Below are 22,859 nucleotides of genomic sequence, written 5' to 3' on the forward strand. Positions count from 1 at the left end.
ATTATGCAGGGCGGCGGTGCAGCTCATGACAGTGCCCTCGGAGGACGGTGACGGCGCGGGCCGCGTGGCCGGGCTCGCGGGCGTCGTGCTGTGCGGCGGGCAGAGCAGCCGGATGGGGCGCCCCAAGGCATGGCTGCCGTTCGGGGGCGAGGCGCTGCTCCAGCGGGTGGTGCGGCGCCTCGGCGAGGCGGCCTGGCCGATCGTCGTGGTCGCGGCGCCGGGACAGGAGCTGCCGCCGTTGCCGGACGGGGTGCTGCTCGCGCGCGATCCGGTGGAGGGCCGCGGGCCGCTCCAGGGCATCGCGGCCGGGCTCGATGCTGTCGCGCCGCTGGCCGAGCGGGCCTACGTCTCCTCGACCGACTCGCCCTTCCTGCACCCCGCCTTCGTGCGGCGCCTTGCGGAGCTCCAGGCGGGCGGCCACGCCATCGCAGTGCCGCGGGCGGAGGGGCACCATCACCCGCTCGCCGCGGTGTACGCCTGCTCGGTGCGCGGCGAGGTGGCGGCCCTGCTCGCCGAGGGCAGGCTGCGGCTCTCCACCCTGTTCGAGCGGGCGCGCACCCTGGTCGCGGATCCGGAGCTCCTGCTCTCGGATCCGCGGCTCAGCGCTGCGGATCCGGCGCTGCGATCGCTGCGCAACCTGAACACGCCCGAGGACTACGCGGCGGCGCTGCGCGAGCTCGACTGACCCGGCTATTCGCCGCGCGCCGCTGGCTTGCTCGCCGCCGCCGCGCCCCCGGGCTCGCCCCTCGCCATGAGGACCCGCTGCTCGCCGTGCCTGGGCAGGAACACCCGATCCGGCCCCAGCCCGCGCGCGGCCATGACGCGCCGGAGCTCGCGGGGCGCCTCTCCGAACGTATCGGTGCTGTTGATGAAGGTGTCGAAATGGATGGCCATCATCCGCCGCGCCCCGAGGTCGAGGAAGGCCTGCACCGCCTCCTCCGGATCGACGTGCTTGCTCTCCATGAACTCGCGCGGCCCCACCGGCGCGATCGGCAAGAGGGCCAGATCGATCGAGGGGAATCGCGCGCGCGTCTTCACGAAGTCATCGCGGTCGTACGCGGTATCGCCGCCGAAGTAGACCGTGATCCCATGGTACTCGACGACATAGCCCGTGAAGCTCTCCGTCATCCAGTCCCGGTCCAGCCCGTAGCGATAGCCGGAGTGCCGCACCGGGACGGCCGTGATCTTCAGATCGCCCTGCCGCCATGTCGTCCAGGTCGGGACCTCGAACGACGCGAAGCTGTAGTTGGGCACGTAGACGAGCCCGCCCCGAGGCGCGAGCAGCGCGCGGACCTTCGGCTCGATCAGGGACAGCGAGCCGAGCGAGAGGTGGTCGAGGTGCATGTGCGAGATCAGCACGGCGTCGATGGGCGGCAGATCCTCCGGAGCGAACCCCGGCTCGACGAGCCGCTTCACCATGAGGCCCACCGTCGACGTGAAGACGGGATCGGTCAGGATCCATCGATCGTCGATCTGCACGAGCACGGTCGCGTGCCCGACCCAGAGCGCGGCGAGCCGCGCCTCGGGGCGGTACGGCGCGCGCACCTTGTCCGGCACGGGCAGCGGGCTCGCGAACAGCCTCGCCACGTTGCTCTCCAGGATGCGCGCGGGCACGCTGCACGACAGGCCCGCGAGCGCGAGGAGCGCCGCGGCGGGGAGGCGAGCTGGCGACGAGGAGGGGCGCGTGGCCATGCGCGGCGTCAGAAGTAGCGGATGCTGAGCGTGAACGTGGTCGATCGCAAGGCGGCGGTCGGCGTGGTCGCCACCTGCGCGCCCAGGGCGCCGAACAGGGTATAGACCCCCGCCTCGTACGAGGCCGCCACGTGCCCTCGAGCAAAGAGCGCGGATCCGCCGAGCGAGCAGGACAGGTAGTCGCCTCCATAGAGGAGCGGGAAGTAAGCGCGGACGCCGCTCCGGATCAGCCAGCGATCGGCGAACGCGCCCGGACGGGCGACGTACCCCGGCGAGCCGAAGAGCTCGATCGAGCCGGCGTGGCGCGTGAGCGGCTCCGCGATGAGGGTGCGCCACGGCGAGAGCTTGCGGTTGATTCCGAACGAGTAGAGCAGCGGCGTCACCTGCCACCGGAACCCGAAGCGCGCCTCGCCCGGATCGAGCCACAGCTCGGGGCTCGGCACGAGCTGGACGAGGAGCCACGCCAGCGTGGGTTGGATGTCGGGCTCCGTGGCGGCGGCCGCCGGCGCCGCCCGCAGCGGCTCCTTGGGCGACGCGCCCGCGACGAGCGGCCAGAGCAGCCAGCCGAGGGCGGCGACGCAAGCGGCCAGCGCAGGAGCGCGGTGTCGCGCGAGGGAGCGCGCTCCGGTGCGTCGCGCGAGGGAGCGCGCTCCGGTCATGGCGCGGCTACGGCGCTGCGCCGTACACCCTTCCGAGCTGCTTGTAGAGGAACCGCGCCGCGTGCTCTCCATAGGGCGTCTGCGCCGCGTACACGTCGGGCGAGGCGATCGGCGCGTGCGCCGCCAGCGCGCCTGGCCGCCCGAGCCGGGCGAGATCCTCGCAGAGCGCCTCCATCGAGGCATACCGGTTCTCCGGCCGCTTGCGCAGGCACTTCGTGATCACCGCCTCTAGCGCGCGGGACGCCGGGCTCTCACCCAGGTTGGGCGGCGGGGGCGGCGTGACGAGCTGGTTGGCCAGCACCACGGCCTCGTCCATGGCGGGCGCGAGGGCGGGGGAGGAGCTCCGCGCGACGCTGAAGGGGAGCCGGCCGGTGAACATCCGGTACATGAGCATGCCGAAGCCGTAGACGTCCGTGCGCCCGTCGGGAGGGTCGCTGACGGTCTGCTCCGGCGCCATGTACTCCAGGGTGCCGACGGTCACCCCGGCCTGCGTGAGCCCCGAGTGCTCGTACAGCTTCGCGAACCCGAAATCGACGACCTTGGCCGCCCACGCGTCGCCCTTCTCCCCGACGAGGAACACGTTGGCGGGCTTCACGTCGCGGTGGACGATCCCCGCGCGGTGGGCCGCGCCGAGCCCGGCCGCGGCCTGCAAAAGGAAGGGGACACCGGCCTCCGGGGACAGCCGCTTCTCGCGCAGGAGCAGCGAGCTCAGCGACTCGCCGAAGAGGAACTCCAGCACGAGGTAAGGCGACCCTTCATGGAGGCCGATATCGAGGACCTCGACGATGTTCGGGTGAACGACCGTGGCCGCGGCCTTGGCCTCCAGGAGGAACCGCGCCTTCACCTTGGGCTCGCGGCGGAACCTCTGCTCCAGCAGCTTCAGCGCGACGGGCGCGCCGCTCTTCGTGTCCTCCGCCAGGAACACCTGCGCCATGGCGCCGCTGCCGATCAGGCCCCGCACCCGGTAGCGCTCGGCGACGATCGTGCCCACGTGCTCGGTGGGCTGGGACCGGATCCGCCGGATGTCGTGGCTCGCGACCAGCTTCTCTCCGTCGTGCGGGCAGAAGCGGTGGTCATCCGCGTACCGCCGATGGCAACGAGGGCACAGCATGAGGTCCCATTCCGGGCATAGCCCCTCCAAGGCCCTCTTTGCAAGGCCCGTGTCCCCGCCGGTCGGCGCGGTCACGCAGGGTCGCAGGGGCGCTGGGTCACATGCCGTCGTCACACGGCGCCGGCGTCGAGCTCGGCGAGCCTGCCGACGAGCGGGTCGTCGGCGCCGAGCTGCTCGAACGCGACGGGGTCGCTCTTCTCGAGCGCCGCCAGCAGCTGCCCCAGCCCGCGCCGCGATCCGTAGTAGTTGGACAGCTCGTGGTCCTCGTCCGTGATGCACGCGCGCACCGCGCTGCGGGAGACATCCGGGAGCCGCAGCGCCTTGAGTGCCATCGACCACAGGCCGTCGATGCGGTTCTGGTCTGCCGGGAACTCCAGCAGACCGGCCATCGTGAGGAGCATGGCGCAGCGCTGCCCTCGCGGCGTCGACAGCGCCTCCTCGCCCGCGAGGTGGCCGAGATCGAAGGCGCGGCGCATGGCGTCGGCCGCGCAGAGCAGGCGCTTCAGCTCCTTTGCCGCGTGGCTCAGGTGGCTGTGGAACATGACCTCGACCGAGAGGCCGCCGAGCGCCTCCTCGCTCTGCTGAAAGCGGGTGACGGCCGGGAGCCGCCCGAGATCCTGCTGCACGGCGCCGCCCGTGGGTACGTCGAGCGGCGGCTCGCGGTGGCTGAAGAAGCCCCCCGACTGGAAGGCATAGTAGAGCTCGCTCTGGCCCGCGAGCCCCGCCCAGATGTCCGAGTACTGCGCGACACGATTGAGGCTGCCCGCCGCCCAGTCGAGGCCCGCCGCGCCGTCGCCGCCGATCTGCGAGGCGCTCACCCCCGGGTCGCGCGGCGTCATCGAGGCCTCGATGTCCTCGGCGATGTCCGTGAGCTGGAAGTCGAGGAAGCCGTCGTAGTAATCCGCGCGCCCGTCCCGGTTCACGTCGGAGTAGCGGGCGACGACGAGCGGGTGCGAGGGCCCGACGAACTGCGAGAACCCGGGGACCCGCGCCTGCGGGTGGGGCCACTGCGCCTTCCGGAGGCGCGCGTCGAGCTCGGCGTGCGACGCGCGCTCGCTCATCCCGCGCAGCGCGGCGACGAAGCAGTCGACCCCCTCGGAGGAGGTGACCACCCCGTCCGGTCCGGCCCTGAAATATGTCGAGCCCCACGAAGAGTAGATGTCCGCGTCGGGGAACATCTGGGAGACGGCAAAGCGCGTGGTGAGCCCCGCGCACTGCGAGTTCATCATCAGCTTGTACCCTTCCTGCTTCACCTGCACCGCGGCCGCGCGGAGGTCGAAGGCGCCGAGCTGGGCGTGGCGGTTGATGAGCAGCCCGATGAAGAACGCCATCCCCATCTCCAGGTTCTCGTCGCGCGGGGCGGCGGCGCGGGCGAAGATGCGGATGGGCTCGCCGGCCGGCGTCTTGAAGGGGGCCTCGAAGGCGCGGTAAGGGCTCCAGCCGTTCGGCGACGGGGGCGCCTCGGGCGGGAGGGCGATCTCCTTGAAGCCGTGGGTCGACACGAGGATGTTGCACTCGCCCTCGTGGAACTCCGACCCGCCGCACATCGCGAGGTTCCACGGTCCCGTGAGTTCGTGGTACGGCGGCGCCTCCCGGAGCAGCCCTCGGACGAGCGCCCGCGCTCGCTCCTGCTGGGCCGACGTGAGCCCCGGGGCGCGCAGCTGGAGCAGGTGGATCGCGTGCGCGCGCAGCGCCGGCCGGGCCGCCTCGTCGCCCGCCTCCTTGTCGATGAGCGCGAGGATCTCCTCGGCGGCGCGCTCCGCGACCGGCGCGAAGCCGCGGTCGTCCAGCGACGTCGCGATGAGGTGCGAGAGGATGGTCGTCGCCGCCGAGCGGAGGGTCGCAGCGGCGGTCGGATCGCGCCTCGCCTCGTCGCCGCCCACGGCCGCGACATCGAGCGCCGCGCGCGCCTGATCCAGCAGCGCCGCGCCCCGGCGCGCCGAGAGCCGCTCCTTGCGCACAGGCTCCTCCGGGTGGAACGCGCTCGGCGGGAAGAGCTGCGTGAGCGTGCTCGTCCGGCGCGACGAGATCCACCGGGCCGCGGTGACGAGGGCATCGCGGGCGGCGGGCCCGTCGGGGCCGAGGGTCGGGCTCGCGCTGAACACCCCGGCGGGCAGGAGCCAGAGCGGCGCGGCGCCCTCGCGCCCCGCGTTCAGGTCGAGCGGCGCCGCCTGCGACGCCACGCCCGGATCCGGTACGACCTCGACGTTGGAGACGGCGACGGCGCGCAGCCGCCGGCGCACGGGCGAGTGGCCGGGAAACACGATGAGCAGCGCCCTGCCCTCGCGCTCCCGGAGCGCCGCGAGGCTCTCCCCGGGGACCGGCGCCGAGAGCGAGATGGCATAAGCGCTGTCGCTCACCGCGTCCGCGAGCAGGTGAATGCCCGGCGCGGACTTCCGCTCTTCGAAGGCGGAGGACGCGGCTGGCCCGACGGCGTCCACGGTGCCAGGCAGGTCGACGAACCCTCGGGGCGAACGGATCCGGACGGTGACATCGCTGGGCATGAAGCTCTCCTGAGGTGAGAGAGCGTGGCCGCGTTCAAGATCCCGGCGCAACAGGAATCCGACCGGGCAGAACGCGGTCGTACCGCGTCACAACCAGATTTTGGCGAGCTCGACACTGGCTCGTTCAGGCGGCTCCCTCAAGGGCTCTCCGGCAGATCCGGAGTTGCCCTGATCACTCATCGTTCGATGGAGCGCGCGTCTCTGGCGCGATGGCGGGGTGGTGGGGCGACTCCTGCGCTGACGAGGCGGAGCAGCGAAGCAGCGAGAAGCCTGCTCCGGCGGCGAGGAGCACGCCGGCGGCGACGAGCTTGAGCCCTGCGCGCTTCGCGCGGCGCGCCCCTGCCGACGGGGCGACAGCTCCCTCTTCGGCGAGCGCGGCGGCGTCGTCGGCCGCCTCCGGCGTGGAGAGCGCCGCGGCGTCGGGCGGCGCCTCCAGGGAGGCCGCTCCGGCGCTGCGCGCGCGCAGCCGGTTGCTCGAGGGAGGCGCTGGCAGGAGGCTGCCTGCGCGCAGCGTCGCGATCGACGCCTCCCCGTCCAGATCGGCGGTGCTGGCCGGGAACGCGTCGCTGATGCGGGCGTCGGGCGCGAGCGAGCCGCTGAGGCGGGCGCTCTGCACGAGCGGGTCGCTGGCGCGGGCGCTGGGCACGAGCGAGTCGCTCTCCGGCTCCCTGGGCGCCGCCGGGGGACCGAAGGGGCGGAGGGCGACGGCCGCGTAGCGCTCGAGGAGCGCGCCGACCTCGCGCAGATCGGCCGGGCGCTGCGCGCGATCCGGGCTGAGCATGCGATCGATCATGGCCGCGACGTCGGCGGGCAGCGTGGGCGCGCTCTCCCCGATCGGCTGGATCGAGCCGGTCAGGACGCGCTTCATCACCTTGCCCATGTTCTCGGCCTCGGTGGGCCGCACCGAGGTGAGGCACTCGTAGAGGATGACGCCGAGCGACCAGATGTCGGCGCGGTGATCCACGTCGTGCTCGCCGAGGATCTGCTCCGGCGACATGTAGTACGGGGTCCCGAGCATCTCGCCGCTCCCGGTGCGTCCCCAGGACCAGCTTGTCTCGCCCTGGGCCGCGGTGACCTTGGCGATGCCGAAGTCGAGCACCCGGACGCGGGCGTCGTGCTGCGCGGCCTCCGGCGCACCAGCGGAATCCGCGGAGCCGCGTCCCGGCGCGCCGCTCGGGCGCTCCTCGGCGGCGGCGTCCGCTGCGCCGGGCGAGCCTCGTGGCGCGGCCGCGTCGGGCGTGAGCAGGAAGATGTTGTCGGGCTTCAGGTCGCGGTGGACGATGCCCAGCGCGTGGGCGGTGCCGACGGCCGAGATGACCGGCAGCAGGATGCGCGACAGCTCGGGGAGGGGGATCTGCGCCTCGCGCAGCAGCTTGTCGCGGAGCGATTCCCCCTCGAGCAGATCCATGACGAGGAACGGCGTCCCGTTGTCGAGCTCGAGCACGTCGTGGATGGATGGCACGTTCGGGTGATCGACCGCGGCCGCCGCGCGCGCTTCCCGGACGAGGCGCCGCCGAGTCGACGCGTCATCCGCCGTGCCGGGGCGCAGCAGCTTCAGCGCCACACGTTCGCCGTTCGCGAGGTGGGTGGCGGCCCAGATGACCCCCATGCCTCCCTCGGCCAGCTGGCGATCGACCCGATAGCGACTCGCCACCAGGGCGCCTGGCATCAGCGGATTGCTCACGCAAAGATCAGGATACCACGCGCCGTCCTCCTGACCTTCTCCGCGCGCCTCAAACGCCCCGACACCGCTCCGGTCGGACAATTACGAGTTCGACGCAGCACCGCCGCCCCGCCGCTCCATACGACATGGGTATTCGCGTGTACGTCCCTGTCGCCGCAGAACCGCAGTGATTTTTCAACACGGATGTTCGATTGCCCACCGCGATCTCGGGAGCCACATAACATCACCGGTCAACTGTACGTCCGTGTCACCGCGGAAGCGCCGATATCTTCTCGATACCAAACATCACCGGTCATGAAACACACCTTGCTAACGAGCGTCACCACCGCTCGTTCATCGCGGCGCGCCCCCACCAGGCTCATCCGTAGTGAATCGCCCCCGCCGCCGAGCTCATCCCCCCCGGAACGCGCCCTGCCGAGCGGCGCGCGCCCGCACAGGAGACGGGCCCAGATCGGCGTTTTCGGCGCGCAGGCGTACTCTCGTACGCCGAGCACCGAAAACGTCGAGATGGGCCCGTATCCGAAGCGGGCGCGTGCCGCTCAGACGGCGGGCCAGATGGAGCCGGCTCGCCGGCGCTCGGCGTAGGCCTCGGCCGAGAGCGCGTAGCGCAGCAGCTCGTTCGACACCGGGTGTTGAAGGAGCAGGCGGGGCTCCTCGGTCGAGCGGGCCATGTCGCGATCGTACCGGCGGAGGTAGTCGATCGCGGCGAGCGCGTCGCCGCAGAGCAGGTAGCCGATGCGGTGCTCGCTCCGGCGCAGGCCGAGGACGAAGGCGCGCGCGTCGTACGACACCGCGACGGTCGACGCGAGCTCCTCGAGCATCTTGCGCTGGCGGCGCCCGATCGCCCGCTGCACGCCGGGGAGCATCTGCTGCGCGGCGTGCTCGCGCGGGGGCGAGATCGCGCCCGACCCGAAGCCGGGATCGATCGTGCGGATCGACGCCAGCAGCAGGCCATCCGTCGCCTCGGGCGGGATCTCGTCGAGGAACGTGAAGCCGACCGCGATGCGCGCGAAGAGGCGGGCGAGCGCGAACGTCTGCTCGAGCTCCGGGAGCTCCATGAACGACGTCGGCGCGACGAGGGCAGGGGGATCACCCGGGAAGACGCGGGCGGCCCCTTGCCACGAGGGGACGAGGTAGAGCTCGAACGCCTCGATGCCGAGCGCGCGGCCCACGCGCTCGGCGAGCTGCCGCGTCGGGTGGTTGTCGCGCGGGCTGATCCGCTCGCGCGAGCTGATGCCGAAGTTGCTCAGCTCGAAGCGGATCGCCTTCGCCGCGATCGGCGCGATCGCCAGCGCCACGTCGATCCAGGGGCTCCGGGCCTCCGGGAGGAGCAGCCGGCCCATCTCGGGGCCCGCGAAGGCCCCGGCGTACGGCGCCTCCGACGGGACGCGCCGGCTCCTGAGCCGGGCCATGCGGTCCAGCGACACCTCGCCGAGGCAGGCGCGGACCTCCTCCACGGTGATCCGCTCCTCCGCGCGCCCGTCCTTGGCGAGCGCGGCCTCGAGCGCGGCGAGCGCCGGGCCGAGGTCCGGGAGCCGGGTGAAGACCTCCGGATCGGGCGTCAGCACGTCCCGCAGCACCTGGACCGCCTCCGCGTTGCGCCCCGCGGCCTCGAGGCCGCGGCCGAGCGCGGTGCGCGACTCGGGCGGCGCGCCCGGGAGCGCGACGGCCTGCTGGAGGCGCGCGAGCCCGTCGCGAGGCCGCACGAGCAGGGTCGACTCGAGCAGGCCGAGCGTGGTCAGCCAGCGCGGATCGGCCGGGATGCGGCGCGACTCGGCGACCTCGAGCAGCTGCGCGAGCGCCTTGGCGTAGGCCGCCGCGCCCTCGCTCGTGTCGACGCGGTACAGGCGGGCGAGCGCCACCCACCCGCGCGTGTCGCCGCCGGGCGCGCTCACGATCGCGTCGCACAGCGTGCGGACCATGCCGGCCGTGTCGCCGGCGTCGCGGTAGGCGTCCGCGAGGCGCAGGGCGGCCTCGACGCGGGAGCCCGGGTCGGGCGACAGCTCGACGAGGCGCCCCAGCGCGCGCAGCGCGAGCGCGTGGTCGCCGCGCGTGACGCCGAGCTTGTGCAGCCGCTCGAGCGCGGGCCGGTTCTGCGCGTCGAGCGACAGGACCGCCTGGAGCGCGTCCTGGGCGAGCGCCGGGTTCGCGAGCGGCCCCTCGTACAGATCGGCGATCAGGAACTGCGCCGCGATCTTGGTCTCGGCGTCCGTCGCGGCGGCCACGGCGCGCTTCAGGGCGTCGCGGGCCTCGAGCCAGACGCGCTGCGCGGTGAGCAGCCGCGCGAGCAGGAGCAGCGCCGCCGCGTCGTTCGGGAGCGCCTCGATCACCCGCCGGACGGCCGCGATGCCCACGCCGGCGTCGATCGCGCCCGGGCGCCCGTGGTGCTGCAGCACCGACCGGGCGATCTCCGTGCCGAGCAGCGAGATCGCCTCGCGGCTCGCGGCCTTGCCGAGCGCCTCGCCGAGCCGGTCGGTGAGCCGCTGGGGCTCGCCCGCGAGCTCCCTGGCGAGCGCGCGCGCCGCGGCCACGCAGCTCGGATCCGCGCGGAGCGCGCTCTCGTACAGCTCGAGCGCGCGCGCGCGGCCGTCGGGGGACGCGTCCTCGGCGGTGAGCTCCGCCGCGCGCACGAGGTGCGTCGCGCGCGCGGGCGCTCCGAGGACGAGGTCGGCGAGCGCCAGCTGGGCCGCGATCACGCTTGCGCGGTCGCCGAGGCGCTGCGCGAGCCGATCGAGCCCGCGCGCCGCGATGAGGCTCTCGGGCCACAGCCCGAGGGCGTTGCGGAAGCCGGCGAGCGCCGCGCGGGCGGCGGCGGGGTCCGCGTCGGCCTGCGCCTCCGCGAGGAGCGCCTCCTCGACGCTGTAGAGGGCGCGCGCGATGGGATCGGGCGTCAGCTCCCGGCTGTCGCGGATGGCGCCGGCGAAGAGGGCCTGCGCCCGCGGCGCGATCGGATCGGCGGGGCTCGCCTTGGCGGCGATGCGGAGGATCGCCAGGTGGGCGGCCGCGTCGTCGGGCGCCTCCTTCACGATGCGCGCGAGCGCCTCGAGCGCGGCGCTCGGGCCGAGCTGCTCCTCGAGCGACGCGATCTCCCAGAGGGCGCCGCCGCGCGCGGTGGAGGAGGTGAACACGTCGGCCTCCGCGCGCAGGACGGTCGCGAGCGACGTCGGCGCGTCGAGGTGCCGGTAGAGCTGCTCCAGCATGCGGAGCGCCGGGATGTGGTTCGGCACCACCCCGACGAGCCCCTCCAGGATCTCGACGGCCTGGCGCGGGCTGCTGTCCGCGAGGACCAGCGCAAGGGAGATCCGGAGCGCGTGATCGACGAGCGCCGGCGGCTTGCGCTCGAGCCAGCGCGCGTACAGCCCCGCGAGCTCGCTCGCGATCATGGAGGCGGACATCCCCGGCAGGCTGGACGCGCGTACGCCGGTCGCGGGCCGCTGCGCGACGGGCGCGCCGAGGCCGACGCCGACGCCTGCGCCGCCGGCGCGGACGTAGATGCGCTCCATCGCGTCGAGGATCGCCGGATCGTGCTGGCCCGAGGCGAGGGCCGCGTCGGCGCGGGCGAGGAGGCGGAGGGCGTCCTGATCGCGCCCGAGGGCGAGCTCCTGCACCTCGGCCGCCTGGAAGAGAAGCCGCGCGTGGTCGTCGGGCCGCTGCGCCTCGTCGGCGAGCGAGCTGAGGACCTCGACGAGCTTCTCGTAGTTGCCGGTCTCGCGGAGGAGCCGCGCGATCTCGAGCCGGGGCAGCGGGTGAGCGGGCTTCTTCCGCGCCGCTTCGCGGTACGACTCCACGGCGCTGTGCGGCCGCTTGAGGCGCCGCTCGTCGAGCCCCGCGACCTCGATCCAGAGGCTGAACGCCGCGTCCCCCGCGGGGTCGCGCTGGATGAGCTTGAGCAGCGCGCGCCGCGCCTCCTCGTACCGGCCGGCGCGCTCGTCGAGGCGGACGCGCGCGCGCAGCGCGTCGGGGTCGGTCGGATCGATCGCGAGCGCGCGGTCGACCAGCGACGAGGCCCGGTCGCGATCGCCGAGCCTGAGCTCGGTGACGTCGGCGGCGCGCAGGAGGAGCCTGCGCTGCTCGCGCGGGCTGCTCGTGAGCTCGGCCTCGGCGCAGAGCGCGCGCGCGAGCCGCTGCGCGTCGCCCGCGCGCGCGGCGTTGCGCTGGAGCGCGAGGATCGCGGCGCGCCGCTCCGGGTCGATCTCGAGGATCTTCTCGATCTCCTCCACGGCGCGGGCGGGCTGGGCGAGCTCGTCCTCCCAGATGGAGACGAGCTTCTCGAGCAGCCCGATCTTGCGCGTCGGGTCCTCCGTCGCGCTCGCGGCCTGCGTGTAGAGGTCGAGCCGCGCCTGCACGCCGCGCGGATCTTCCTCGACGGCCAGGGCGTCGGGCGTGAGCAGGGCGGAGAGCGCGTCGAAGACCGAGCTGTTGCCCGGCTCGATCGCCCACGCGGCGCGCAGGATGGCGAGCGCCTCGTCGCGCCGCTTCAGGTGGCGCTCGGAGATGTCCGCGGCGCGGAGGAGCGCCGCGACCCGGACGGGCGCGGGCCGGTCCGCGTTGGCGACGGCGGTCCACACCTCCACGCGCTCGGCGTGGTGGCCGAGGCGCTGGAGGGCGCGGTCGAGCCGCTCCCGCGTCGAGCTGTCCTCGGGATCGAGCTCGAGCGCGCGCGTCGCGTGGAGCGCGGCCTGCTCTGCGTCCCCGAGGGTGTCGTAGATCTCCGCGAGGCGGACGTGCTCGTGGATGATCGCCTCTTTGTCGGTGAGGAGCGCGAGCTCCTTCTGGCGCACGTTGGCGGCGAGCTCGAGCATGCCGCTCGCCTCGAGCAGGCGGATCAGCTCGCCCACCACGCGCCGCGCGGTCGGCGAGCCGGCCGGCGCCCGCGTCGACGCGCGCCGGAGGAGGGGCACCGCGTCCGCCGGGGACCGGATCTTGTCGATGAGCAGCCGCGCCGCCGTGTAGAGCAGCCGCGCCGCGCGGTCGTCGTCGCTCTCGTGATCGGCCTCCAGGGAGAGCGCGCTGACGAGGCCGACGATGCCGTCGTGGTGCACGAGGTGGCGGCGGAGCGCCTCCCGCACGGGTCCGGGCCCTGGATCGAACGCGATCGCGCCCTCGAGGGACGCGAGGGCGAGCTCCGGCTTGTAGAGCTTCCGATCGAGCACGGCGGCGCGCTCGACGTGGATCCAGGCGGTGAGCTGGCCGTCGCCGTCCGACCGCCCGCGCCCCGGGGCGTAGGCGGCGGAGAGCCGGTCGAGGTGCGCGGCGAGGTCCTTGGCCGCCTGCTCGGCGCCGCGGGCGCTCTCGCGCCGGAGGGCGATCTCGAGCCCGCGCAGCGACGCGGCGTGGAGCGGGACGAGCCGCAGCGCCTCGGTGAACGCCTCGCAGCTCTCGGGCGTCCGCCCGAGCGCCTGGAGCAGGCGCGCCCGCTCGGCGAGGAGGTCGGCCCGGAGGGCGTCGGTCTCGGCGACGCGGAGCTTGTCCTCGACGACCTCGAGCGCGAGGGCGAGCTCGGTGCGCGCGTCGAGCACGCGGTGGACCCGCGAGAGCGCCGGCTCGAGCGTGCGGGACAGCTGTCGCGCGCGCTCGTACGAGCGGCGCGCGGCGGCGGGGTTCTTGAGCGCCCGCTCTTCATGGATGCCGAGCTCGACGAGGGCGCGCGCCGCGCCGACCGGATCGCTGCCCTTGAGCCGATCGGCGCGCTGCTGGAGCTCGGTGGCGAGGTCCGGAGCGGCGAGCTGCGGGCTCTGCGCGGGCGCCTCGGGCGCGTTCGGCTGCGAGCGCGGCGCGGGAGGCGGCTGGGCGGGCGAGGCGGTCGCGTGCGTGGCGCTCGGCGCGGGCGCAGGAGCGGCGCTCGGCGCGTGCAGCACGGTCGCCGCATGCGCGGCGTTCGGCGCGTGCAGGACGGTGGCCGCATGCGCGACGCTCTGCGCGGGCGCCGCGGGCGTGACACCCGGCGCATGCGCGGCGTTCGGCGTCACGCCCGGTATCGGCGCGCGTGGGGCGCCTGGCGCGGGCGCGCCGCCCGGCAAAGGCGTGCGCGTGGCGCCCGGTGCGGGCGCGCCGCCCGGCAAAGGCGTGCGCGTGGCGCTCGGCGCGGGCGCGCCGCCCGGCAAAGGCGTGCGCGTGGCGCTCGGCGCGGGCGCCGGCGCGGCGCTCGGTGCGGGCGCCGGCGCAGCGCTCGGTGCCGGCGCGGCGCTCGGTGCCGGCGCGGCGCTCGGTGCGGGCGCCGGCGCAGCACTCTGCGCCGGTGCGGCGCCTCGCGTGGACGCCGGCGCGGCGCTCTGCGCGAGCGCCGGATCGATCGACTCGACCGAGATGGGCGTCGGCGACGAGCTCGGCTCGACCGAGATGGGCAGCGGCGTCGCGGTCGGCTCGACCGAGATGGGCAGCGGCGTCGCGGTCGGCTCGACCGAGATGGGCATCGGCGTCGTGCTTGCGTCGAAGGCGGCGATCGCCTGGGCAGGGGCGCCCGGCTGGGAGCCAGGCGCCGGCTTCCCCGCGCTCGCGGCGGAGCCTGGAGCGGGCTGCGTTGCGGCGCGGTTCGGGCTCGGCGGGCGCTGGCCTGGGCCGCGCGCCGGAGGGCGGGCCGGGCTGGCTCCAGGGGGCGCCGCCGTCGTCTTGGACGCGCCTCCCGGCGGCATCGGCGGCGGTGGCCTCGACGGCGGCGCAAGCGACGGCGGCGCCGGCGGCGGCGCGCTCGCGACGCTGCCGTCCTTGCGGCGGATCAGCGGCGGTGGCCTGCTCGGAACCGGCGGCGGTACGCTCGGTGCCGGCGTCTTGTTCGGCCCTGGCGGCGGCGCGCTCGGCAGCGGCGGTGGGCTCGAGGCCAGCGGCGCGCTGGGCAGCGGCGGCGGGTTCGGCGGCGGCAGCGGGTTCGGCGGCGGCAGCGGGCTTGAGGTAGCCGACAGCGGTTCGCCGCCTGCGGGCGCGCTCGCGGCCGCCGGCAGCGGTTCGCCACCTGCCGGCGCGCTCGTGGCCGCCGGCAGCGGTTCGCCGCCTGCCGGCGCGCTCGCAGCCGCCGGCAGCGGTTCGCCGCCTGCCGGCGCGCTCGCAGCCGCCGGCAGCGGTTCGCCGTCCGTCGGCGCGCTCGCGCTCGACGGCGCGTCGAGCCTCGACGTGCTCGTGCCGACGAGCAGCGTCTTCGCGCCGGGCTGAGGTTGCGCGCTCGCGCGCGTCATTTGAGCGTTGTCGGCGTTGGCTTCCCAGCCAGCTTCGTCCGGCGATCCGGACAGGCTTGGCAAACCAGGCCGGCGCGACGCTTCGTGTTGCGGATCGTCCCCGTGGGCCACCGCCGCGGATGCTACACATCCACGCGCCCTCAATCTACAGTCGATGCGCCTGCTCGCTGGCGTCGCGCGCTTACCGATACAGGGGCGACCTACTTGTTGAACGGTGCTGTCGACGCGCAGCGCAGCAAGGCGAGCTTCATCGCTTTTCCGGCCGGCTGCGCCACGAGCAGCGCCTCTGCGGAGGCGGCGATCGGCTCGCCGCGCCCGAGGGCCGGCTCGGCGTGCAGCCCGCCTTCGAGCTCACCTCTCGCGGTGAGCGCCGCGAGCTGCGTCGGGCCGGATGCGTTCGCGATCGCCAGCCACGCCGCGGCGCCCGCGGCCTTCGCCGGGTCCTGCCCGCCCGGGCCTCGAGCGCCGGGGAGGAGCGCCGGCACCCCGGCGCCCAGGCCCAGCGCGGCCTCGGGCGGGGCGTCCTGGTCGCGATCGCCGCCGACGAGCACGCGCGGCTCGCTGGCGCCGCCGAGCCGCACCAGCACGGCGCTGATGCGCCCTCCGATCGAGCCGCTCGGGGTGTCATCGTCCCGGAAGGCCAGGATGAGCCCGTCGTCCTCGCCGAGCGTCAGGTCGTACGCGAGCACGTGTCCGTTCTTGGGGGTGACCGCGCGGGGCGTGGCGGTGAGCGCGCCCGTCTCGTCGAGGGGGACGACCTCGATCCACTGGTGGGCGATCGTCTCGCCTGCCGCGGCCGTGTCCTCGTCGCCGTCGTCCTTCTTCGCCGCGGCCTTTCGGGCCGGCTCCTCGGCGCGCGCGATGTACGCGAGCCAGTAGCCGCCCGGCCGGCCGATCACGCGCGGCGTCTCGGCGTCGGTGCTCGGCTGGGAGACCGGGCGGGCCGACGTCACGGAGCGCAGCGTGCCCACGTCGGCGGAGGCGAGCATGATCCGCGAGCGCTTGCCGTCGCGGGTCACGTCGTCCCAGACGATGACCGCGCGCTCGCCGGACGCGGCGATGTCGAGCGCGAGCGACTCGTCCCGCCCCTCGGCGAGCTCGGCCCCCCACGTGACGTGGTCCCCTTCGACCCTGGCGACCTTGATGGCGCGCCCGCCGGCGTTCGGCTCGAGCATCGCGGCGAGGATCGCCCCCCCGGCGCCTGCGACGACCGGAGGATCCATGTCTCCGCGCGATCGCGCGAGCCGGACGAGCTTCCCCTGGGCGCCGTCGGCCGAGAGCGTGGCCACCATCGCGACGGTCCCGCCCTCGGCCTCTCGCTGGGCGCCCACGGCGAACCCGCCGGAGAACGTCGTCCCGCGGCCGACCTCGACGGCGAACGGCGCGATGTCTTCAACGCTGTCCGCGCCGCCGCCCCCCGCGCCTTCCTCGGCCCCGCGCGCGGCCGGCGGCGCGTCGCCGATGACGAACGGCGGCGGGCTCGCGGGCGTGCAGCGCGGGGGCGGCGGCTCCTGCGCCGCGCCGGCATCGTCGGTGTCGCTCGGCGCGGACGCCGCGGGGGTCGCGCTGGGCGGCGCGGGCGCGTCGCTCGCGGCGCCTCCCGGTGTGGAGCAGGCGCGCCACACAACGAGGCCACCGACGACGAGGGCGACGGCCAGCGCGCCCTTCCAGGCGACGCCCTCGGGCTCCTCCGCCGGCGGCGGCTGTCGATCTGCGCCCGTGCTCCCCTGGCTGGTGTTCCGCTGGGTGGCGCGCTGCTCGGGATCCATGGCGCGTGGGTGTTAGCGCTGATCGCTCCGCGAGGGCAGGGGGAGCGTAAGCCGCGCAGCGCCGCGAGGGTGGCCGCTGCGCGCGAGCTCGCGACGGGACGCGACCTCCTCTCGTCGAATCGCCGGATCCGTGTGGCAGGTTGGCCGCCTCTGCGTGGCCCGACGCGACGCCGGTTCGCACGCGCTGAGTCGTGCGGATAGCCATCGATGCTCGATATCGACCATCGAGAGACCACTTCGGGACGCAGGACCCTGCGATATCACCTCCGCCAGGAGGACGAGCGATCACCGAAACAGCCATGTTGTTCCCGAGCCCGGTGTGCGTTTGAACCAGGCCGATCTGCCCCACGACGGGCCTCCCGACACGGCCCTCTATGGATGATCAACGACCTGAACAACCACGGGGAGCGGACGCGCGCAGGCGAGCTCATCTGCCTCGCCGGCTGGACCCACGATCGCGGTGCGCGCCGCGCTTCGGGCACCCCGGTGAGCCGAGAACTTCCCCTCCGCCGCCCGCGCGGCTAACGAGCGGCTGTCAGTGTCAGCTTCGTCCGTCCGGTGCCTGGCGCCGCGGCCCTCCTCTCTTCTTTCGTCGTGATGCCCAGCCGTCCTCTCCTCGCCACCTTCCTCCTCGGGCTCGTCGCGCTCTGCTGCGCGGCCTGCGTCGGCTCCTCGCCCACGCCGCTCGCCCCTGCGCTCCGCGGCTCGATCGGCGTCCCGCACCACGGCGTCATCACCGACGCCGTCGAGCTCCCGAAGCAGGGCCCGGGCTACCGGCTGCTCCGCAGCAACGGCATCCGGTGGGGGACGGCGGGGCTGGTCGCCGCGGTCCAGCGCGCCGCGGCGGAGGTGGCGCTGGCGCGGCCGGGTGGCGAGCCGCTCGTCGTCGGCGACCTCTCCGCGCGCTACGGCGGCGCCACGCGGGGGCACCGCTCCCACCGCACCGGGCGCGACGCCGACCTCTTGCTCTACGCGCTGACCCCGGACGGCCGCCCCGTGCGCTCGCCAGGCTTCGTCGCCTTCGGGCCGGACGGGCTCGGGCGGATCAGCGATGGCGCCGAGGAGCCCGCGTCGCCGCGCGCGGGCGCGCCGCAGTACGTCCGCTTCGACGTCGAGCGGGAGTGGCTGCTCGTGAAGTCGCTCGTCCGCTCGCCCGAGGCGCACGTCCAGTGGCTCTTCCTGGCCCGCTGGCTCGAGGCGCTGCTCATCGAGTACGCCCGCGCGCTCGGCGAGGACCCGGAGCTCATCTGGTATGCCGAGAGCGTGCTGCTCCAGCCGGGCGACAGCACGGCGCACGCCGATCACATCCACCTCCGCGTCGCGTGCACGCCCGACGAAGCCCTCTCCGGCTGCCTCGGCGGCGGCCCGCAGTGGCCATGGCTGCCGGCCGTGCCGCAGCTCATCGCGCCGTCGGACGGCGACCTCGCCGCCGCGTTGCTCGACGACCTCCTGCCTGGAAGCGCCGCCGCGGGCTCTCGCGTGGCGGCTCCGGACAGCGCCCTGTGAGCCACCTCCTGGCGCATGGCGACGCGGCCGACGTCTGCGAGGCGCTCCCCGCGGACGTGCGGTTCGATCTCGTCTACCTCGATCCTCCCTTCGGCGTCGGGACGACGATGACCGCGCGGGCGGCGCGGGGCCAGGCGCGCGGGCGGCGCCGGCCGGAGAGCGGGCCCGACGCGTACGACGATCGCGCGAGCGCCGACGCGCTCGTCGCGATGCTCGAGCCGCGCCTCGCGGCCATCCGCGATCGCATGACCGAGGGCGCGACGCTGTACCTGCACCTCGATCACCGCGCGGTCCACGACGCGAAGGTCGCGTGTGATCGCCTGTTCGGCCGCGGCGCCTTCCTCGGCGAGATCATCTGGGCGCCCGGCAACGGCGGCCGGGGCGCGCGCGGCTTCTCCGTCACGCACCAGACGATCCTCCTTTACGCGCGCGCCGCGGGCGAGCGCGGCCAGGTGGTCTACAACGTCGCGGATCCGATGCTCCGCGAGCCGTACGCCGAGACCAGCCTCGCGATGCATTTCAAGCACCGCGACGAGGAAGGCCGCCTGTACCGCGAGCGGATCCTCGGCGGCAAAGCGTACCGGTACTACGCCGACGAGGGCCGCCGGCTCGGGAGCGTGTGGAGCGACATTCCCGGGATGGTCGCCAACACCCCGCTGCGCCGCGAGGCCACCGGCTACCCCACGCAGAAGCCGGAGCGGCTGCTGGAGCGCATCGTCCGCGCGTCCTCCGCGCCCGGCGCGACCGTCGCCGATCTCATGTGCGGCAGCGGCACCACGCTCATCGCGGCCGCGCGCCTCGGCCGCCGCTTCGTCGGCGGCGACAGGAGCCCGCTCGCCTTCGCGACGGCGCGGGAGCGGCTCGACCGCGAGGGGATCGTGTACACGGCGTACGAGTCCGTTTCAGCCGCGGACGGCGAGCCGGAACGTCCCTGACTGGGCTCTACGAGCTCCCTCTCCTCGGGCCGGGCAGCTCGGATGCCCCTCTCTCCCTCTCGCCCTGCCTCAGACGAGATCGTCCGTCGGCCCCGCGCCCTGCCGGACGATCTGCACATCGCCCTGGCTCAGGTCGATCACGGTCGTGGGCACGGCCCCGCCGGTCCCTGCGTCGAGGACGAGCGCGAGCCCCGGGAACCGATCGTCGATCTCCCCCGGATCGATGATCGGATCCTCCCCGGGAGGCGCCGCGGTCGTGCTGATGAGCGGCCGCCCGAGCGCTCGGACCAGCGCGAGCGCGACCGGGTGGTTCGGCACGCGGATGCCGACCGTCTTCTGCTTGAGGTGCACGTACTTCGGCACCTCGCGCGTCGCGGGGAGGATGAAGGTGTACGGCCCGGGCAGGAAGCGCTTCAGGATGCGGTACGCCTGGTTCTCGACGATCGCGTAGCGCGCGATGTCGCTCAGATCCGGGCAGATGAACGCCAGGTTCTTGTTCTGGCGCATCCCCTTGATCTGATACACCCGCTCGATAGCCGCCTTGTTCATCAGGTCGCACCCGAACCCGTACACGGTATCGGTCGGGTAGCCGATGACCTCCCCCTTCTGAATGAGATCGATCGCTCGCGCGATCTTGCGGGGTTCCGGGTGATCGGGGTTGATGGGCTGGAGCACGGGAACGCAACCATGGGGCCGCCCGGCCGACTTCGCCAGTGCTGGCTGCTCGGATGCGCCGCCAGCGTGGGGCAGCCGGAGGGCGATGCTGAGGGTGAAGAGAGGCGGGGCGAAGCCCCCGAAACGCGAGCCGGTCGCACGCGCGACCGGCCCCGAGGCGGAGATCGAAGATCCCGGCGTTGCAGCGCGGCTCGCTACTCCTTGAGCGCCTCGCTGCCGCCGATGATCTCCATGAGCTCCTTGGTGATCGCCGCCTGACGCGCCTTGTTGTACTCGAGCGTCAGGTTGTCGATGACTTCCTTGGCGTTCTTGTTCGCGGCGTCCATCGCCGTGAGCTTCGCGCCGAGCTCGCTGGCCATCGACTCGTAGAGCGCGCGCAGGATCGAGATGTCCACGTACATCGGCACGAGCCGCTCCAGGAGCGCGCCCTTGTCCGGCTCGTAGAGGAACTCCGACGCAGCGGAAGGCGCGCCGTGGCCGCCCTCGTCTCCCTGCTCCTGCTCCTTCGCCGGACCGCCGGCGGGCGGCAGGAGCCGCTCGACGACGACCGTCTGCGTGATCGCGCTCTTGAACTCGTTGTAGACGAGGTAGATCGCGTCGACCTCGCCCTTGTTGAACGGGGCGAGGAGCTTCGCGCCGACGGCCTGGGCCGTCTCGAGGTTGAGCTTGTCCCAGACCCCGGCCAGGTACTCGAGGATCGGCGCGCCGCGGCGGTTGAAGTAGTCCCGGCCCTTGCGGCCGATGATCGCGAGCTGGACCTCCTGGCCCGCCTCGGTCCGGCTCTTCCACTCGCGCTCGGCGCGCTTGTTGATGTTGGTGTTGAAGCCGCCGCAGAGCCCGCGGTCGCTCGTGAGCACCAGGAGCAGCACGCGCCGCTCCGGGCGGGTCACGAGCAGCGGGTGCAGCGCCTTCTCGCCACCGGCGAGCGCGCCCGCCTCGCCCTCCGCCCCGATCCCCTCCGCCGCGAGCGCCTCGGCCGCGGGAGCCGCGTCGCGCGTGATCGCCGAGAGCACCTCCTGCACCTTCACGGCGTAGGGCCGCAGCTCGGTGATGCGCTGCTGCGCCTTGTTGAGCTTGGCGCCCGCGACCATCTTCATGGCGCGGGTGATCTTCTGCGTCGACTTGACGCTGGAGATCCGCTTGCGAATGGACTTGAGGCTGGGCACGGCTGCCTACTTTTCCTTTGCCTTCGAGGCGCTCTTCCCGTTCTTCGACTTGGCCTTCGGCGCCTCCTCCTCGTCGTCGCCCGCGCCGTCCTCGTCGGCCGCGGTCGAGGCGCCGGCCGCTTCCACCGCGAACCGCTTCTTGAAGGTGTCGATCGCCTTCGTCATCCGCGACTTGAGGTCGTCGTCGAGGACCTTCTTCTCGCGGATGTCCACGAAGATCTGGGGGTGCTTCGCCTCGATGAACTTGTAGAGCTCTTCCTCGAAGCGCCCGAGCGAGCTCACCGGCAGGCTGTCGAGCAGGCCCTGCGTGCCGGCGTAGATGATGAGGATCTGCTTCTCGACCGCCAGCGGCACGTACTGGCCCTGCTTCAAGATCTCGGTGAGGCGCGCGCCGCGCTCGAGCTGCGCGCGGGTCTTCGCGTCGAGGTCCGAGGCGAACTGGGAGAACGCCGCCATGGCGCGGTACTGCGCGAGATCGAGGCGGAGCGTGCCGGAGATCGACTTCATCGCCTTGATCTGCGCGTTGCCGCCGACCCGGCTGACCGAGATGCCGACGTTGATGGCCGGGCGGACGCCGGAGTAGAAGAGGTCGGCCTCGAGGAAGATCTGCCCGTCCGTGATGCTGATGACGTTCGTCGGGATGTACGCCGACACGTCGCCCGCCTGCGTCTCGATGACCGGCAGCGCCGTGAGCGAGCCGCCCGACTTCGGATCACGGACGATCTCGTAGTCGCTCGCCTTCGCCTTGTCCGAGAGCTGCTGCTCGAGCTTCTTGATCTCGTCCTTCTTCTCGTCCTTGCGCGCCTGCTCGAGCTTCTCGAAGAGGGCCCCGTCGATCGTCTTCCAGAGCGAGTCCTTCGCCGAGTGCATCCCGTGCGCCCCGACGTGCGCCTTGCCGTCGACGCCGCGGTACGAGGCGTCGCCGCCCTCGATCTTCGTCCCCTTCGACACGACGTAGAAGATGTCGGCCATCTTCGCGGCGCGCTCGAGGAGCCGGGAGTGGAGGTAGAAGACGTCGCCCGGATACGCCTCGCGGCCCGGCGGGCGGCGGAGCAGGAGCGAGAGCTGGCGGTACGCGACCGCCTGCTTCGACAGATCGTCGTAGATGCACAGCGCGTGGCGCCCGCTGTCGCGGAAGTACTCGCCGATGGTCACGCCGGTGTACGGCGCGATGAACTGGAGCGGCGCGGTCTCGCTCGCGGTCGCGGCGACGATGATCGTGTACTCCAGCGCGCCGTGCGCATCGAGCTTGTCCACGACCTGGCGCACCGTCGACAGCTTCTGGCCGATCGCGACGTAGACGCAGATGACGCCCTTGCCCTTCTGGTTGATGATCGCGTCGACGGCGACGGCGGTCTTGCCCACCTGCCGGTCGCCGATGATGAGCTCGCGCTGGCCGCGGCCGACCGGGATCATCGCGTCGATCGCCTTGATGCCGGTCTGCATCGGCTCGGTGACCGGCTGGCGCTGGATGATGCCGGGCGCCTTCACCTCGACGCGGCGGCGCTCCTTCGTCTCGATCGGGCCCTTGCCGTCGATCGGCATGCCGAGCGCGTTCACGACGCGCCCGAGGGTCGCCTCGCCGACGGGCACCTCCATGATGCGCCCGGTCCGCTTGACGGCGTCGCCTTCCTTGATGGCGCTCGTGTCGCCGAAGATGGCGGCGCCCACGTTGTCCTGCTCGAGGTTCAGCACGAGCCCCATCAGGCTGCCGCCCTCCGAGCCGGTGAACTCGACGAGCTCGCCGGCCATCGCGCGGCTCAGGCCGTGCACGCGGGCGATGCCGTCGCCCACCGTGAGCACGGTGCCCGTCTCGGTGACCTGAGCGGCCTTGTCGATATTCTGGATTTGCTTCTTGATGATCTGGGAGATCTCTTCGGCGCGGAGCTGCATGCGGAGTCCTCTGTGGGGAGACGCTTGGGCTGCGGAATCAACGTCGTCAAGGTCGAGGGGGCGGCGAGCGCCGGGCCAAGACCCATCATGAAACAG

14 protein-coding genes are annotated in these 22,859 nt (G+C 73.5%); 4 read left to right on the top strand and 10 right to left on the bottom strand.

The window, feature by feature from the left end:
• Positions 1 to 25: 25 nt before the first annotated feature.
• Positions 26 to 685, top strand: coding sequence for a molybdenum cofactor guanylyltransferase (gene mobA, locus WMF29_RS48745; RefSeq protein WP_437326847.1), 660 nt, complete (start codon positions 26 to 28; stop codon positions 683 to 685).
• 5 nt (positions 686 to 690) lie between these two features.
• Here mobA and WMF29_RS48750 read toward each other — a convergent pair whose 3' ends face one another.
• The 6 genes from WMF29_RS48750 to WMF29_RS48775 form a co-directional block, all read right to left on the bottom strand.
• Positions 691 to 1,692, bottom strand: coding sequence for an MBL fold metallo-hydrolase (locus tag WMF29_RS48750; RefSeq protein ID WP_437326848.1), 1,002 nt, complete (start codon positions 1,690 to 1,692; stop codon positions 691 to 693).
• An 8-nt stretch (positions 1,693 to 1,700) separates the two neighbouring features.
• Positions 1,701 to 2,351 carry a hypothetical protein gene (locus tag WMF29_RS48755; protein WP_437326849.1) on the bottom strand — a complete coding sequence of 217 codons (651 nt, stop codon included), beginning with the start codon at positions 2,349 to 2,351 and terminating at the stop codon, positions 1,701 to 1,703.
• A gap of 7 nt (positions 2,352 to 2,358) precedes the next feature.
• The gene (locus tag WMF29_RS48760; RefSeq protein ID WP_437326850.1) at positions 2,359 to 3,462 is read right to left on the bottom strand and encodes a serine/threonine-protein kinase; all 1,104 of its coding nucleotides are present in this window, start codon (positions 3,460 to 3,462) and stop codon (positions 2,359 to 2,361) included.
• A 110-nt stretch (positions 3,463 to 3,572) separates the two neighbouring features.
• The gene (locus WMF29_RS48765) at positions 3,573 to 5,966 is read right to left on the bottom strand and encodes a hypothetical protein (RefSeq protein ID WP_437326851.1); all 2,394 of its coding nucleotides are present in this window, start codon (positions 5,964 to 5,966) and stop codon (positions 3,573 to 3,575) included.
• 172 nt (positions 5,967 to 6,138) lie between these two features.
• Positions 6,139 to 7,650: a serine/threonine-protein kinase gene (locus WMF29_RS48770; protein WP_437326852.1), complete on the bottom strand. Its 1,512-nt coding sequence runs from the start codon at positions 7,648 to 7,650 to the stop codon at positions 6,139 to 6,141.
• A gap of 539 nt (positions 7,651 to 8,189) precedes the next feature.
• Positions 8,190 to 13,619 (bottom strand): tetratricopeptide repeat protein, encoded by a 5,430-nt coding sequence (locus tag WMF29_RS48775; protein ID WP_437326853.1) that lies wholly within the window; start codon positions 13,617 to 13,619, stop codon positions 8,190 to 8,192.
• 61 nt (positions 13,620 to 13,680) lie between these two features.
• Between WMF29_RS48775 and WMF29_RS48780 the strand changes: the two genes are divergently transcribed.
• Complete coding sequence (locus WMF29_RS48780) at positions 13,681 to 14,796, top strand: hypothetical protein (protein ID WP_437326854.1); 1,116 nt, start codon at positions 13,681 to 13,683, stop codon at positions 14,794 to 14,796.
• Between the two features lie 223 nt (positions 14,797 to 15,019).
• Here WMF29_RS48780 and WMF29_RS48785 read toward each other — a convergent pair whose 3' ends face one another.
• Positions 15,020 to 16,588: a hypothetical protein gene (locus tag WMF29_RS48785; protein WP_437326855.1), complete on the bottom strand. Its 1,569-nt coding sequence runs from the start codon at positions 16,586 to 16,588 to the stop codon at positions 15,020 to 15,022.
• Positions 16,589 to 17,185: 597 nt separating this feature from the next.
• Here WMF29_RS48785 and WMF29_RS48790 point away from each other — a divergent pair.
• Complete coding sequence (locus WMF29_RS48790) at positions 17,186 to 18,094, top strand: penicillin-insensitive murein endopeptidase (protein ID WP_437326856.1); 909 nt, start codon at positions 17,186 to 17,188, stop codon at positions 18,092 to 18,094.
• Positions 18,091 to 19,029 carry a DNA-methyltransferase gene (locus tag WMF29_RS48795; protein ID WP_437326857.1) on the top strand — a complete coding sequence of 313 codons (939 nt, stop codon included), beginning with the start codon at positions 18,091 to 18,093 and terminating at the stop codon, positions 19,027 to 19,029. Before WMF29_RS48790 ends, WMF29_RS48795 begins: the two co-directional genes overlap by 4 nt.
• Positions 19,030 to 19,098: 69 nt before the next feature.
• Here WMF29_RS48795 and WMF29_RS48800 read toward each other — a convergent pair whose 3' ends face one another.
• The 3 genes from WMF29_RS48800 to atpA all read right to left on the bottom strand — a co-directional run bounded on the left by WMF29_RS48800 (position 19,099) and on the right by atpA (position 22,763).
• Positions 19,099 to 19,704, bottom strand: coding sequence for an L-threonylcarbamoyladenylate synthase (locus WMF29_RS48800; RefSeq protein ID WP_272097034.1), 606 nt, complete (start codon positions 19,702 to 19,704; stop codon positions 19,099 to 19,101).
• A 194-nt stretch (positions 19,705 to 19,898) separates the two neighbouring features.
• On the bottom strand, positions 19,899 to 20,870 hold the full coding sequence (gene atpG / locus WMF29_RS48805; protein WP_437326858.1) for an ATP synthase F1 subunit gamma: 972 nt from the start codon (positions 20,868 to 20,870) through the stop codon (positions 19,899 to 19,901).
• Positions 20,871 to 20,876: 6 nt separating this feature from the next.
• The gene (gene atpA, locus WMF29_RS48810; RefSeq protein WP_437326859.1) at positions 20,877 to 22,763 is read right to left on the bottom strand and encodes a F0F1 ATP synthase subunit alpha; all 1,887 of its coding nucleotides are present in this window, start codon (positions 22,761 to 22,763) and stop codon (positions 20,877 to 20,879) included.
• Positions 22,764 to 22,859: the final 96 nt, after the last annotated feature.

Origin of the sequence: Sorangium sp. So ce381, from assembly GCF_051473845.1 — a bacterium.
GTDB lineage: Bacteria > Myxococcota_A > Polyangia > Polyangiales > Polyangiaceae > Sorangium > Sorangium atrum.